This window comes from Micromonospora sp. NPDC047812, assembly GCF_040704175.1.
In the GTDB taxonomy this organism is placed as follows: Bacteria; Actinomycetota; Actinomycetes; order Mycobacteriales; family Micromonosporaceae; genus Micromonospora.
This window is the reverse complement of record NZ_JBEYRY010000004.1, coordinates 97,064-111,455: the sequence shown is the minus strand read 5'-3', so window position 1 is coordinate 111,455 and position 14,392 is coordinate 97,064. Positions and strand designations below refer to the sequence as shown.

10 protein-coding genes and 1 tRNA gene are annotated in these 14,392 nt (G+C 69.3%); 3 read left to right on the top strand and 8 right to left on the bottom strand.

The window, feature by feature from the left end; genetic code table 11:
* Window positions 1-24: 24 nt before the first annotated feature.
* Window positions 25-783, bottom strand: coding sequence for an SDR family oxidoreductase (locus AB0883_RS18405; RefSeq protein ID WP_366642359.1), 759 nt, complete (start codon window positions 781-783; stop codon window positions 25-27).
* Between the two features lie 56 nt (window positions 784-839).
* Here AB0883_RS18405 and AB0883_RS18400 point away from each other — a divergent pair, with 56 nt between their 5' ends.
* Entirely contained in the window at window positions 840-1,436 is a 597-nt protein-coding gene (locus AB0883_RS18400) for a helix-turn-helix domain-containing protein (protein ID WP_366642358.1), read from the top strand.
* Window positions 1,437-2,284: 848 nt separating this feature from the next.
* Here the strand turns inward: AB0883_RS18400 and AB0883_RS18395 are convergent.
* The 3 genes from AB0883_RS18395 to AB0883_RS18385 all read right to left on the bottom strand — a co-directional run bounded on the left by AB0883_RS18395 (window position 2,285) and on the right by AB0883_RS18385 (window position 6,329).
* Window positions 2,285-4,444: a hypothetical protein gene (locus AB0883_RS18395; RefSeq protein ID WP_366642357.1), complete on the bottom strand. Its 2,160-nt coding sequence runs from the start codon at window positions 4,442-4,444 to the stop codon at window positions 2,285-2,287.
* Window positions 4,445-4,499: 55 nt separating this feature from the next.
* Window positions 4,500-4,626: transfer RNA gene (locus AB0883_RS18390), tRNA-OTHER, on the bottom strand.
* Between the two features lie 989 nt (window positions 4,627-5,615).
* Window positions 5,616-6,329, bottom strand: coding sequence for a hypothetical protein (locus AB0883_RS18385; RefSeq protein ID WP_366642356.1), 714 nt, complete (start codon window positions 6,327-6,329; stop codon window positions 5,616-5,618).
* Window positions 6,330-6,722: 393 nt separating this feature from the next.
* Between AB0883_RS18385 and AB0883_RS18380 the strand changes: the two genes are divergently transcribed.
* Window positions 6,723-7,286: a hypothetical protein gene (locus AB0883_RS18380; protein ID WP_366642355.1), complete on the top strand. Its 564-nt coding sequence runs from the start codon at window positions 6,723-6,725 to the stop codon at window positions 7,284-7,286.
* 273 nt (window positions 7,287-7,559) lie between these two features.
* Here the strand turns inward: AB0883_RS18380 and AB0883_RS18375 are convergent, their stop codons facing one another.
* The 4 genes from AB0883_RS18375 to AB0883_RS18360 all read right to left on the bottom strand — a co-directional run bounded on the left by AB0883_RS18375 (window position 7,560) and on the right by AB0883_RS18360 (window position 11,580).
* The gene (locus AB0883_RS18375; protein WP_366642354.1) at window positions 7,560-7,949 is read right to left on the bottom strand and encodes a hypothetical protein; all 390 of its coding nucleotides are present in this window, start codon (window positions 7,947-7,949) and stop codon (window positions 7,560-7,562) included.
* A 246-nt stretch (window positions 7,950-8,195) separates the two neighbouring features.
* Window positions 8,196-9,143 carry a carbohydrate ABC transporter permease gene (locus AB0883_RS18370; protein ID WP_366642353.1) on the bottom strand — a complete coding sequence of 316 codons (948 nt, stop codon included), beginning with the start codon at window positions 9,141-9,143 and terminating at the stop codon, window positions 8,196-8,198.
* The gene (locus AB0883_RS18365; protein ID WP_366642352.1) at window positions 9,140-10,111 is read right to left on the bottom strand and encodes a sugar ABC transporter permease; all 972 of its coding nucleotides are present in this window, start codon (window positions 10,109-10,111) and stop codon (window positions 9,140-9,142) included. Before AB0883_RS18365 ends, AB0883_RS18370 begins: the two co-directional genes overlap by 4 nt.
* 128 nt (window positions 10,112-10,239) lie before the next feature.
* Window positions 10,240-11,580, bottom strand: coding sequence for a hypothetical protein (locus tag AB0883_RS18360; RefSeq protein WP_366642351.1), 1,341 nt, complete (start codon window positions 11,578-11,580; stop codon window positions 10,240-10,242).
* A 250-nt stretch (window positions 11,581-11,830) separates the two neighbouring features.
* On the opposite strand from AB0883_RS18360, the gene AB0883_RS18355 reads away from it, so the two are divergent.
* A complete protein-coding gene (locus AB0883_RS18355; protein WP_366642350.1) occupies window positions 11,831-14,329 on the top strand; it encodes a hypothetical protein in 2,499 nt (832 codons plus the stop codon).
* Window positions 14,330-14,392 lie beyond the last annotated feature (63 nt).

The window sequence follows — 14,392 nt, the reverse complement described above, 5'->3', positions numbered from 1 at the left end:
GACCGTCAGCCGCTTCGCCGAAGCTCACAGGTGCGTTCCGCCGGTGGCGTCGACGGTCTGGCCCGTGATCCATCTGCCGGCGTCGCTTGCGAGGAAGCGGACCACGTCGGCGATGTCCTCAGCGGTTCCGAGGCGGCCGAAGGCGGACAGCGCCGCGGCTTGCTCGCGCGCGCCGGGCGCGTCGATCCAGTCGGCATTGATGTCGGTGTCCACGACGCCGGGCGCGACCGCGTTGACGGTGATGCCGCGGGACGCCAGCTCGGGCGCGATGGCTCGTAGCGCCCCCTCCAAGCCAGCCTTCGAGGCGGTGTAGGCCACGTGGGTGGGCGCAGCGATCCGCGTGTACCCGGTCGAGATCGCGACAACTCGCCCCTGGTCGGTGAGGTGGTCGCCGAGGGCGTGCAAGAGGAAGAGAGGCGCAGTCAGGTTCACGGCCAGCACGCGGGCGTAGGTTTCGGGATCCAGCTGCGGGAGTGTCTGGGCGCCGTTGATCCCGGCGTTGCTGACCAAGATGTCCGTGCCCGAGTGCCCATGGTCGGCGACGGCAGCCTTCCACTGGTCGGCGATCGTCTGCGCGGCCCGTTCACCCTCGGAGAGGTCCGCTCTGATGATCACGGGAGTGGCGCCGTGCGCGCGGATGCGGTCGGCGGTCGCCTCCGCGGCGTCGCGGTCGTGGCCGTAGTGGATGCCGATGAGTGCGGCCCCATCGCGGGCTAGGCCTTCGGCGACGGCAGCGCCGATGCCGCGCGAGGCGCCGGTGATGAGAGCGGTCGGTCGGGTCACGACTTCCTCCGTAGCGATCGTTACGAAATCCTTCGTGCGATATCGTAGCACTCACTATGGAACCTCTGACGCGTCGCGCGGGACGCCCGCGCTCCTTCGATCCCGATGTTGCGCTGGATACGGCGCTGGCCCAGTTCTGGGAGCACGGATACGAGGGCGCGAGCCTGGCCAGGTTGCAGGAGGCCACGGGGCTGACCGCGCCCGCCCTGTACCGGGCGTTCGGATCGAAGGAGCAGCTGTTCGAACAGGCCGTGAAGCGGTACCAGGACAAACAGGGGTTCGCCCTGAATGATGAACTCCCGTTCCGCCGAGCCGTCGCCGAATACCTGACCCGCGCCGCCCGCGAGTTCACCACCGGTCCCGGGCGCGGCTGCATGATCTCGACGGGCATGCTGGCAACGAGCCCGGATGCACACGTCGCGGCCGAGGCCGTCCGCATCGAGCGCGAACGCGCGCTGGACATGATCCGCAACCGCTGCGACGACGCCCTGGAACAGGGGGAGCTTCCCGAGGGAACCGACACCGAGAGCTTGGCCAGGGCGCTGGCAGCGGTGATTCAAGGCATGTCCGTCCAAGCACGCGACGGCGCCGACACTCGGCAACTTGAAGGCCTCGCCGAGGCCGCCATGGCAGTCATCCCGAGTCGCGGATAGCGGCAGGCCGTGCGTAATCCACGGTTCGCTGTGCGTGGCACCCCGTCGACTCGGCCAGGCTCGGTGGCATCCTGGTGATCACCGCCGCCCCGGTCAGCGCGGGTGGGTCATTCGCAGCGACCAGAAGTTCTCCATCAGGGGCGTTGTCGTAGCTGTCGCCGACCGACCCATCGAGGGCAGGATGCCGTTGGCGGCCAGGCGTTGGGCGAAGCGGAAGGATGTGTAGTTCGATCCCCTGTCCGAGTGGTGGATCAGTTGGCCGTCGCGGACGTCATGCGACCAGATGCCCGTATTCGAGGGCGCCGAGGATCAGGTCCGTGTCGCACCGGTCGGAGCAGCGCCAGCCCACGATGTGGTTGGAGAACACGTCGCGCACCGCGATTCCTGATGCTGCCGGCCCCGGACGTTACCGCAGCCCGTTTCGGTCAGGCCGATGACACATGGAACCCAGGTGCACGGATCTGCCGCCGATCGCGCGCGCCGACAATCTGCGAGGCATCTGGGCCTGGTGCGGCAGTTGCGTCCGAGCCGCCCGGCGACGGCGATCAGTGCCGCGCTCTTCTGCCGCGAGCCGTGCGTCGCGGTACCTCGTGCAGGCGCGACGGCGCCCCGCGCGGTCTTGCCGATGTGAGGCCCCCGCACGCGCACTTGTCCTGATGGGAGTGCGTCGTCGAGGCAGCGTGGCGCTGCTTCCCCGGTCAGATCGGAATGTGGCCGGATAGTCCCTGTGGCTCGCAGGCGAGGGCCGAGGAGAGCGCGGGCGCTGAATGCCAGATCCTCCGCTTGCGCGGAGGTACCGAATCGAACGGGATAGCAGGAAGCGCCCGCATGGCCTCGGCTCTCGCCGCTTACTCAGGGATCAGCTCACTGAGCCGATCTAGTGTATATGCCTCCGATCCGTCTGGCAGGTCCTCGGGCGCCTCGATGCCGACGAAGGTGACCGGCTCGTCCGGCAGTTGGCCGTTCCACGTCGTCACCTCGGCCCCCGCGCGCCAGCGGTCGACAAGGTACGACACGGTGAGGTGACGCCGCTCCATCAGTGCTCGTACCCGGTCGGCCGTGGTGAACGTGTTCTCCTCCACACGGTTGAACGACGGCCTGCCCCGCAGGTACAGGTGCAGCCACACGGCCTGCCAGCCATGCTCGCTCCTGGCGAACACCATCGGCAGCGCGACCCGGCCCTGGCCCCGCAGGTGCGAACGCGCCCGCACGGTCCGTGCGTCGAACGGGGCGCCGAGCTGGTCCCGTGTGCGGGTCTGGTACCCGAACATCGACTCGGCGACCTCGTCGAACGACTCGCCCGAATAGATGTTGACCTGCGGAACCACATAGTGCCCGCGGGCGGTCAGCGGCACGTCGATGAACTCGGTCGCACCGTTCGTCGCGTCGGTGATGTCGCCGGAATGCACCACGCCGTCGTGGCGGTAGTTCGTCCATGACACCTGGCCCGCACTGTGGAACCCGTCATCGAGCAGCAGCACCGACAGGTCGTAGTCGGTGCGACGACTGCTCTGGCGCCAGTACGTGAAGAAGCGCAGCAGCTCACCGGAGACCGATGCCCGCGAGCCCCTCGGCAGCACCGCGAAACCCCCTTCGGCCGCCTTGCCGGACAGGGGCAGTGCGACGTCGAGCACCTCCGGGGCCACCACCAGCGGTCGTTCCAGTACGGGCAGCCGGGCGCTGATCTCGGCGTCGAGCAGCGACGACAGCTCGGCCACCAGCCCGGCCGGCAGCGGCGGCCGCTCGTCGGGCCCGACCCAGGCGTTGCGCGAGCGGCTCGAGTACATCCGGGCGGACGCGGGCGTCAGCCGGTTGTCGACATGCTCCCGCAGCGAGAGGAGCACCCGGCCCGACGCCGAGCCGAGCGCACCGGTGACCGCTTCGACAACAGCGGTTCGCTCCGACGCCGACGCCAGCCGCAGCAGCCGGTCGGCGGATCGCAGGAGCAGGCCCGGCGCAGCCGACAGCACCGATGCGGCCCGACCGACGGCTCCGGCGCGGATCGCCGCGTCCGCGCGGCCGGCGATGGTGCGTACCCGCCGCTCGCCACGCGCGACCGCGAACACCTCTTGCGCGTGCGGCCAGTGGTCGTACTCGTGCGGGTGCAGCCGCTCCCCGAGCCGCTTCCACCGCTCCGCGTAGCGCACGACGTCACCGAGCTTGGCGGGACTCGCACCGACGACCTCGTCCAGCGCGGCCAGCAGCATCCGCCGCTCCGGGCGCCGGAAGGCACGAAATCGCGTGGGCGTCTCGAGCGAGGCGTCCCCACCGGAGACCTGGCAGGCGAGGCGCAGCACGTCGGTCGTCGTGTCCACGCCGACCAACGGCCGGCCGAGGACGAGCCGGATCCCGTTGAGCACGGCACGGTTCTCCCGTACCGGAATCTCGGCCGGCTGCGCGCCGTCGACGCAGGCGACTGCGAGCTGGCTGAGGATCGCGAGGTCCGCCTCGCCGTGTGGCGTCGAGCTGCCGGCCAGGGCCAGATAGAGCCGCGCTGCCTCCGCGTCGGCGGTGTCGCCGAGACGCAGCAAGGTCACCCGGTCAGCGGCTGCGGTGATCAGGTCGTCGTGCACGGCCAACAGCTCGGCGTAGGTGTGCCGGTAGGTCCCGTAGGCCGGCAGGTCGAGCAGATTCACCCCGCCCGACGCGACGGCGTCCCGCAGCTGCTCGTCGGTCGCCGTGCCCCCGCCGGTGAGTACGGCGGCCCGCAGCCGGTCCGTCCAGAACTCGATGGTGTCCGGCACGTCGTCCGGGAAGCCGATGAAATAGGCGTTGTGCTGGACATGGTCGCCCACCAGCTCGCGTACCGCCGAGACGACCGTAACGGCGAGGTCCATCGCCGGTGCGGGCGCCAGGGTGCCGATGTGTTCCAGCAGAGCCCGCGACGCCGAGAACCCGACATCGAGCAGCGCCGCGTCCAGTTGCCGGGCCACCGGTGCGCCGTCGCCAGCCGCGCCGGTGCTAGCCGGCACGCGCAGTGTCTTCTGGATGATCAGCTTCTCGAGCACGTGGTCCTCCGGTCCGGTCGACTCCGGCACATGCCGGCCTGCAGCCGCGGCACAGTGGGTCGCCGGGGACTCGAACCCCGAACCCTTCGATCCAACTAGGAGAAGGAAGCGCTTCCATGACCGCACAGGCGGAGGGCGTTCGCGCTACTCAGTCGAATGCTCTGCCATTGAGCTAGCGACCCAGATGTCGATCATCGCATCGACCGAGTCGACACGGCTACCGGGTTTCGGAGTCCCACCATCTGCTTGACGAATCCGTCCCAGGACATGCTTGACGGCCTGGGTCTCATCACCCCTAGAGTCTCGGCCCCATGGGTTGGTTCGGGACGCTGCTGCTGGCAAGGCCGACGACCGCCACGCTTCCATCGCAGCCGGGGGTGCGCGAGGCATTCGGTTCTTCCTTCGCCACGCCGACTTCTTCAGGTAGCAAGCTTGGGCTCTACGACCTGGGCCAGGGCTGGCAGCGAGTGGGAGTCATGCCGTTCTACACGGAGCGGCTGCGGTTCTCCGCGGGCGTGGACGGTCTCGTGACGGTTGCGGCGGCTCCAGCTATGGCTGCGTACGTGTCCAACAGCGCCTGCGCCCACCTGGAGGGCCGGACTTCGGTGGGCCACAGCTTCTCGCTGCACCTACCCAACACGGACCAGCCGTGTGGGTACCAGCACTCGGAGGGCAGGCCCGGGCGGGTCGACCCGGACGTCGCGGTGGATGTGTTGCGAACCTGGGCGGTGGAAGCAGGCCGAACGCCTTCGACGGAGGCCGAGCAAAGGGTGGCCGCTTGGCGACGACCTGAAGGCAGCCCCTCAGAACCTCGACTACCTCCGCTTCCGGGACCTGCTGTGGAGTTCGGTCGACGGCGGAGGAGCGACACGGACGAACTGGTCGCGCAGTACCAGCAATTGGCCGCTCGATGGAAGAAGCACTGACGGTCGCCCAGTCCCGCTCGAGGAGACGCGCGGCGGCCGGCAGGTGCGACGACGCCGGCCGCTGAGGCCACACGCCTGCTGTCGCTCACCCACGGCCGGGCACCAGCCTGCTGGTCGGTCACCACACCGCAGCGACCGGCAACCATCCACCCGGCCCCGACGCGACTGCGATGCCGCGCGCCCGCGCCAAGCGGCGACTGGACGAGACGAGCGCGTCACTCGTTGACCCGGCCGCTGCGGTGTCTTCAGACCAGGAGACGCTCCCGCATCCTCGCGCCCAGATTGATGGCACCCACCGCCCGAGGGCCGGTCGGATCGTGCACGTCGAGGGTGTTGTTGCGACGCATCAGCTCACGGACCGCAGGTGGCAGTCGGGGCGGGTCGTCCATGGCTGCGAGGATCTGGCCGGCGCTTGAGATCAGTCGATCCGCCAGGGCGGCGGCGTCGGTGTCTATCCGCACCCGGCCGTACTCCCAGCTGGCGGTGGTGAGGTCGAGCACCTCGAACACGTGGGTCACAAGCGGGTTCGGGTCGGTCACCCGGTCGAGCCGGGGCGCCTGGCTGCCGACCACCGCGACGGCGGCGGCCACCTGCGCGTACGGGTGGAAGCCGGACGGCAACGCGATCAGTGGCCAGCGCAGTGCTGGGCCGGCCTCCAGCCACAGCGGCCGGTAGTTGCGGCGGTGCACCAGGAGCCGCCGGCCCGTCCGCCGGTGTATGTCGTGGGCCTGGGCCTGTAGGTCCGCGTAGGCCTCGTCGGCGACCTGGCTCACGATCCGGGCCGCCACCACCAAGCCGTCGTCGCCGTTGAGCATCCCGGTGATCGCCTCGACCTGCTCGGGAAACCGGATCTGCGCGTGGGCGCCGTACCGGTGCTGGACGTCCCGTAGCAGAGCCTGCTGCCGTCCCGGATCGAGCTGGACCCGCCCGCCGCCCAGCAATCGCTGGAGCCAACGCATGTCGCCTCGTTTCAGCAGAGCCGTCCCGGACTGTGGCAATGCTAGTGCGTCGGACCTTTCCCGCGTGCCGAAGGGGTGGCTGAACGATCCCCTTGACGTTGACTGCGGTGCACGCGCTCTCGTCGGCACCCGACCCAGCCACCGCCTTCTGTCGTGGGCCTGGCGGGGTGCCGGAGCTTGCGCTGGGTTCGCTCTGTCGGTGCGGCAGGATGCTGGTGTGAGCGCGGAGGAAGACGACGAGTTCGAGGAGGTCGCCATGTCCTTCGAGGGCGGACGACCGTTGACGCGGAACTTCGCCCGGCAATTGAGGCGCTTGAGGCTCGGCTCGGTCAGCCCCTCATTGCCCTCACCTGCGGGTCCATGAACTTTGTGGCCGGTCACGGAGTCCCGGGCGTGGAGGTTCCGACCATCACCGCCTGGGTACGTGGCGCGGCACTCGACCATGATCGCCGCCTGCAGGCGGACGCCGTGCTCGATCAGATCGTTGCCGAGTTCGGTCCGTGGCGGTGGCGGCAGTTCACGGCACGGGCGTTGCGAATCGGGAGCCTTCCACGTTCGCGGGCCCGGCGCATCGCAGCACTTGCCGGCGGCGAGTACGTGACTGATCCGGTTATGGGCGGGCTGGGGTACTTCGACGAGGAGGCCACGGCACGTGTCATGGCAGCGATACCGCAGGAGCGGTGGGACCAGTTCCGCGACGACTGGGGAGACAGCGTCTGGACCGTCGCGGTGAACGCGGATCTTCACCGCGTCTCCGTGCTCGTCCACACCGCGGCTCAGGTCGCGCAACTGCAGCAGACACCGCGATGGCATGAGTGGGAACGACAACTTCGCGCTCTGATCGCCGAAGAGGACGAGTTCGGGTCGACCAGCATCATCCCGGTAGATATCGCTCTCGAGAGCCGGGAATCATTCGAGTCCGACTGCCAGGGAAACTGGAGCTACTACTGGTACTGAGGTTCGTGCCGCGCTCGCGCCGAGCACAACACCGGCGGCCCGCCATCGCGACAGGCCGGCGTCGACCACCGGCTGCGCCCGGTCTCGGGATCGGGCGAGGGGCCGCGACGGCTCCTGGGCGAAGAGCAGGGGAGCGGTGAGGCGACGGTGTTGCTGCCGGCCGGCGTGGTGTCGGCAGGGCTGTCTCGTCGCCCTCATCTGGCCGGGCTGCGGTCGTAGCGCCAGTTGACGAACAGCCGGTGAGAGTGCGTCGCTCGACCGGCAGCCTCGCGATCAAAGCAGCTCGCCGGCGCAGCGTTCATGCTCGCCACAGCCGTAGCAGGTGTATCGCATGCAGCCGGTGCAGATGCCGAGGTTCTCCAGTCGGTACCGGTCATGGCAGGTGGAACAGATCTCGCGGCTGTTGAGCATGGCGTTCCAGCCGGCGGACCCGCCATTGAGTTCGTGCGAGGCGGCGACGAACTCGGCCAGCTCGGCATCGTAGGTCGGAGCCGTCGGGTCGCCGATCTTGTAGTTCAAGCTCCAGCAGTAGACCGCGAAGAACGCCGTGTCGGTGACCAGGAAAGCGCGACCGCGTCCGTCCCGGACCCAGGCGTCGTGGAGGTGCTGGACGCGTTCCCGGATAGGTCGCGAGCCGTCCAACATCACGCGTTCGCCAGTCATCACGGCATCATGCGGGCAGAGTCAGGTGGTGCTTGCAACGGCGCTGGTGCGCCGTTGGCTCGTTTCACACCGGCGGTGTCACCTGTTCGATCCGCTCCCGGACGCATGTCGGGCATTGTCCGCGCTACTCAGGACGGCGGCCATGGTGTGTCGCCGACCGGCCGCCCTGCCCGCCTCGACCCCAGGGGAGGTGACGACGCGGTCGGGGCCCGGCACCGCGCCGGGCCCCGGACCGCGTAGCGGGGATCAGCCCTTGCGACCCTGGGTGGCGACGCCCTCGATGAAGTACCGCTGGCCGAAGCTGAACAGCAGCAGCATGGGCAGCGTGACGAGCAGCGAGGCGACCATGACGTACTGATAGTCGCCCTCCCCGCCCGCCGTGGGGCTGTACTTCGTCATGGCGTATGCGATGCCGAGGGGAGCGGTGAAGTCCTCCATCGACTCCCCGTTGAGATAGATCAGCGCGCCCTGGAAGTTGTTCCACGCCGCCTGGAACTCGAACAGGAAGACGATGACGAACGACGGGATGGACAGCGGCATGGCGATCTTCCAGAACAGCTGCCAGTAGTTGGTGCCGTCGATCCGGGCCGCCTCGAACAGCTCCCGAGGCAGGCTCAGGTAGAACTGCCGTTGCAGGAAGATGTAGAACGCCGACCCGAACAGGTTGGCGCCGAACAGCGGCACCCACGTGCCGAGGAAGCCCGCCTCCTTCCAGATCAGGTACATCGGGATCATCGTGACCGCGCCGGGCAGCATCATCGTGCCCAGGACCAGCCCGAACAGGATGTTGCGGCCGGGGAAGCGGAAGTAGGCGAACCCGAAGGCCACCATCGAACTGGAGATGGCGACCGTCGTCGCGGCGAGCAGTGAGATCGACACGCTGTTGAACACCCAGTGCAGCAGCGGCAGCTCGCTCCAGACCTGGACGTAGTTGTCCCACCGCCAGGTCTCGGGGATCAACGAGTTGTCGAACACCTGGCTGGCCGGCTTGAGACTGGCCGCGACCAGCCAGACCAGGGGATACAGGAACAACGCGGCGAACCCGACGAGCAGGAGGGTGAGCAGTACCCGCCCGATCGTCCACCTCGTGGGTCGACGCCCGGGATCCCGTCGCCCTCCGGAGGGCGCGGCGTCCACGGCCTGGGCCAGGGCGGGGGCCGCGGTGGGTGCGGTGCTGGGGCCGATTGTCGTCACGACCGCTCTCCCTCGTAGTACACGAAGCGGTTGCCGACCTTGACCTGGATGAAGGTCAGGATCATCAGGATGACGAAGAGCAGCCAGGCCATCGCCGCGGCGAAGCCGAAGTTGAACTGCCGGAACGCCTCCTGGAAGAGGTAGACCGCGTAGAACAGCGACGCCTCCGGCGCCACGTTGTTCTGGTCCCGCCAGAACAGCAGGTACGCCTGGTCGAAGACCTGGAACGCCGCGATGGTCAGGATGATTACGTTGAAGAACATCGCCCCGGAGATCATCGGCAGGGTGATGGAGAAGAACTGGCGGACGGGTCCCGCCCCGTCGAGCGAGGCGACCTCGTACAGGTCACGCGGCACGTTCTTCAGCGCGGCCAGGAAGATGACCATCGTGCCGCTGACCGTCCAGAGGGTCATGAGCACGATCGACGGCTTGACCCACGTCGGGTCGACCAGCCACTGCGGGCCCTCGACGCCGATGAAGCGCAGGCCCTGGTTGATGGCGCCGGTGTTGCCGTTCAGCAGCAGGAAGAAGATCGATGCCGTCGCCACCGCCGGGGTCATCTTCGGCAGGTAGTAGACCGTGCGGAAGAACCCCGCGCCGCGGCCCACCCGGTTGAGCAGCACGGCCAGCAGCAGCGCGAAGCAGATCTCCAGGGGTACGGCCAGCACGGCGTAGAACAGGGTGTTCGCCAGCGACTTGGCGACCTTCGGGTTCTCCAGCAACGCCTCGTAGTTGCTGGTTCCGGTCGGCCGGATGACGTTCGTCGCCAGGTTGTACTTGCTGAACGAGATGACCAGGCTGTAGATCATCGATCCGGCGGTGAAGACGAGGAAGCCGATGATCCACGGCGAGATGAAGAGGTAGCCGGCCAGCGCCTCCCGGCGGTTGTACTTCCTTGTCCGGCCCGGCCGTTTCCTGCTGCTGTCGCGGGTGCCGTCGCCGGAGGGTGCGACGGTGGTACTTGTCATCCAACGCCTCCATGGTGTGCCGGGTGCCGGAGATTCCCGGGGTGGATCGCAAGATCTCCACAATGCGGCGTGGCGGGCTCCCGCGCCATGCGAGGACCCGCCACGCCCACGAGGAACGTTGCTGGCGGTCAGCCGCCGGTAACGGTCTTGTACGCGTTCATCGATGCCGTCTGGGCGTCGGCGAGCGCCTGCTGGGCGGGCTTGCTGCCGAGCAACGCCGCGGTGACGGCGTTCAGCAGCTCCTGCTTGATCTGCTGGCCGGCCGGCGAGGCTCCCACGCTCTTGCCGGCGTCCGCGACCTCGTAGTAGGTGCTGATCACCTGGTCGAAGCCGGCGTCACCGCTGGGCTTGACGTACTTCTCCCGGATGGCCTTGTCGGACACGGGCGACCCGGTGAACAGGCCGGTGTTGATGGACTTCTTCTCCGCCACCGTCTTGGCCCGGGCCTCTGCGGCGGCGTTCCAGGAGCCCTCCTCGGTCAGCGCGAGCGCCCACTTGCAGGCGGCCGAGGGGTTCTTGGCCTGTGCGGGGATCACGAACGAGGTGCCGCCGGCCTGGGTGACCGGGTTGCCGTCCTTGCCCTTGAACGGCACGGCGCCCAGCTTGATCTTGTCCTTGTACGGCGAGAGGACGTTGGGGTACCACTGGGCGTCCACCTCCGCCCCGACCTGGTTCTGGACGAACTGGTTCTTCTCGCCGAACATGTCGAACGAGTCGGTGAAGCTCTTGTACTTGGCGAACCCGCCCTGCGCGTCCACGATCTTCTTGAGCAGTTCGAGCGCGGCGACGTTGTTCGGGTCGTCCAGGGTGGGCTTGCCGTCCGCGTCGGCGAGCTTGCCGCCCATGCCGACGAGCCAGAGGTTGATCTGGCCGGTCGCCTGCGGGTTGAACCCGAGCGTCGTCGGCACGCCGCCGTTGGCCTTGTACATCTTCGCGACGGCGGTGAGCAGCTTGTCGGGGTTCGACGTGTCGATGTCGGCGTCCTGCACGCCCGCCGCGTCCATGGCCTTCTTGTTCAGGATGATCGCCGCCGGCTGGTAGAACTGCGGCACCGCCCACATCTGGCCCTTGTACGTGACGTCGTTGGCCACCGCCGGGTACCAGCGGTCCTTGGTGACCTTGTTGACCTCCAGGCACTTGTCGAGCGGCTGGATGAGGCCCTGGGCGGCGTAGGTGAGGACCAGCTCACGGTCCATCTGCACCACGTCGGGGACGTTGCCGCTGGCCTGGCGGGTGGTGAACTTCTGCGCGTCGAAGCCCGTCTGGTCCATCTCGATCTTGACGCCGTCGAGCTGCTTGGCCGCGTACTCGATCCGGGCCTTGCCGACGTCGTCGGCGTTGTTGAAACCCCAGGCGCTCAAGGTCCCGGTGGGCTTGGCGTCGAAGTTCGCGGCCTCGCCGCCGCTGTCGCCTTCGGACGATCCACAGGCGGCAGTCGCGACAAGTGCGGCGGCGACGCCTGCGGCCATGAAGGCAGCTCGCCTTTTCCTCATCTGGGTCCCTTCGACGGCGTGCGGGGCCGGCGGGACCGGCCCTAAAGAGGCTGAAGTCAGCATGGAATCCGTACCAGGCGGGACCGTATCCGAACGTGACACCGGACACAAGTGGGGAATGTTTCCATTAGGTATCGGCGCAGCTCAGAGGCAAAACTGGGGTTGCCAGGAGGGCCAAAGTGGAGTTGGATCCGGTGTGACAACGATGCCACAACCGGGGGCCTGAGTGTCGACCATCAGCCAGATCCTGCTCGTCGGACATACCCACCACGACGTGGGCTACACCAACAGCCCGCGACTGCTGGACGATCAGCACCGGCGCGTCGTCGCCGAGGTGCTGCGGCTCTGCGAGGCGGACCCGGAACCGGGCCCGGCCCAGTTCCGCTGGACGTTCGAGGTGGCCCGGCCGGTGCTGCGCCACCTCGCCGAGACCGACGAAGCCGGGGCGGCGCGGCTGCGGCGGCTCGTGCACGAGGGCCGGGTCGCCGTGACGGGTGGCTACCTCAACATGACCCAGTTGCCGTCCGATGCGGAGTTCGGGGCGGCGTACGACGCGGTCCAGGTGCTCCGGGCCGCCGGGCTGCCGGTGCGCACCGAGCAGCACGGCGACGTCAACGGCATCGCCTGGGGCGCCGTCGAGGCGATGCGCCGGGCGGGGATGTCCCGGCTCGTGATGGCGCTCAACCCCGACCACGGCCGGGCACCGTACGAGCAGCCGACCGGGTTCTGGTGGGAGGGGCCCAGCGGCCAGCGGGTGTTCGTGTGGCTGTCCACGCACTACGGCATCGGCGAGGAGTGGGGGATCGTCGACGGCGACGTGGTCGCCGCGCAACGCCACATCGCGGCCTTCGTCCAGCGGCTGGAGGCGCGCCCGGACTACCCGTACGACGTCGCGGTGGTCCACGCGGCGAACGACAACCGCTGGCCGACGCCGTTGTTCCTCGACGTGGTGCGGCACTGGAACGCCGTGCCGGGCAACCCGCCGATGCGCACCGCGACCATCGACGAGGCCCTCGACCTGCTGGAGCCGCAGGCCAGCCGGGCGGACGTGCCGGTCGTACGCGGCGAGTGGTCGGACTGGTGGTCGCACGGCCACGGCTCCACGGCCCGGGAGGTGGCCGTCTACCGGGAGGCCCGGTCGTTCGCCCGGGCGGCCCAGACGAGTCTCGGGCTGACCCTGCTCCGGGGGGACGGCGACCCGGCGCTCGCCCACGTGCTCGGCTACCGGCGCGGGCCGACCCGGCTGCGCGACGAACACGAGTTGGTCGCCGACCTGGCCAGGGTGGACGAGGACCTGCTGCTGTTCGGCGAGCACACCTGGGGATCCTGGGAGACGTACTCCAAGCCGCACTCCACCTTCAGCCACTCGCACTGGAACGCCAAGGCCGGATTCGCGTACCAGGCGTACGACCTCGCGCGGGACCTGGCCGTCGAGGGGATGTTCCGGCTCGCGGCGAGCGGCGCGGACCCGGCCGGCACGGCGCCCGTGCCGGCGGCGGGCGACGGGATCCTCGTGGTCAACCCGACCGAGCGGGACCGGACCGAGCCCGTCGAGGTCGAGCTGGACACCACCCGCCGGGCGCGACTGGTCGCCCGGGCGCCGGCCTTCGGCGTGGCACTGCTGCCGGCGCCCGGAGCGTCGACGGCGCGGACCGGCCGGGAGATCGCCAAGGGGCCGTACCGGGTGGTGGTCGATCCGGCGGGCGGCGGCGTGGTGTCCCTGGTCGACCGGCGCGACGGCCGGGAGCTGGTGGACCCCGCGGTGCCGCACGGGCTGGGCGCCGTGGTGATCGAGAGGATCCCCACCGGCTGCGACCATCCGATGGTGGTGCGCTCGCCCAAGGACTTCCATCCGGACTTCCCGGGACCGGACTTCGAGCGGCTGGTCGCCCGGGGCGAGGACGAACCGGCGATCGCCGAGTCGGCCGAGCTGGCCACCATCACGTGGCGGGTCACCCCGGCGGATCTCCCGGCGGCCACCGTGGCGCTCACGCTCTACCGCGACGCCGACGTCGTGGATCTCGACGTGCACCTGGTCAAGCCCGCGCGGCTGGAACCGGAGAGCATCTTCGTGGCGTTCCCCTTCGCGGTGCCCGACCCGGAGTTCCTGCTGGAGACCGCCGGCGCGGTGTACGCCGCCGGGACGGAACAGCTCCCGGACACCAGCAGGGACTGGCACTCGGTCCAGCACGCGGTCGGTGTGACCAACCGTGACCACGGCATCCTGTGGGGCAGCTTCGACGCGCCGCTCGTGCAGGTGGGCGGCTTCCACACCGGGCGGTGGGCGCGGACCCTCGCGGTGGCCGGCGGACAGGTGAACAGCTGGCTGATGAACAACCTGCACTTCACCAACTTCCAGGCGAGCCAGGACGGCACCCGGCGGTACCGCTACCGGCTCGCCGCGCGCTCCGGCCCGGTGACCCGCGAGCAGGTCCGGGTGTACGGCCGGAACCTGCTGGAGCCGTTGCAGGCGCGGCGGTACGCGGGACCGGTCGGCGTGGCGGGCGGCAGCGGGCTCCGGGTGGAGCCGGCGGACCGCCTGCTCGCCGAGGTCCGGCCGGCCGGCGATCAGGCGGTGCGGGTACGGCTGCGCAACATCGGTGCCGAACCGGTGGCGGCCACCGTCGAGTGGGCCGGCCCGGGGGTGACCGGAGGCGGTCCGGTGACCGTCGCCGGCCACGGGATCGCCGACGTGACGCTGCGCCGCGTCGACCCGCCGTCCTGACCCCAGCGACCCGGGCGTGATCTCCGCTGACTCCAGTCAGCGAAGATCACGCCCGGGTGTCAC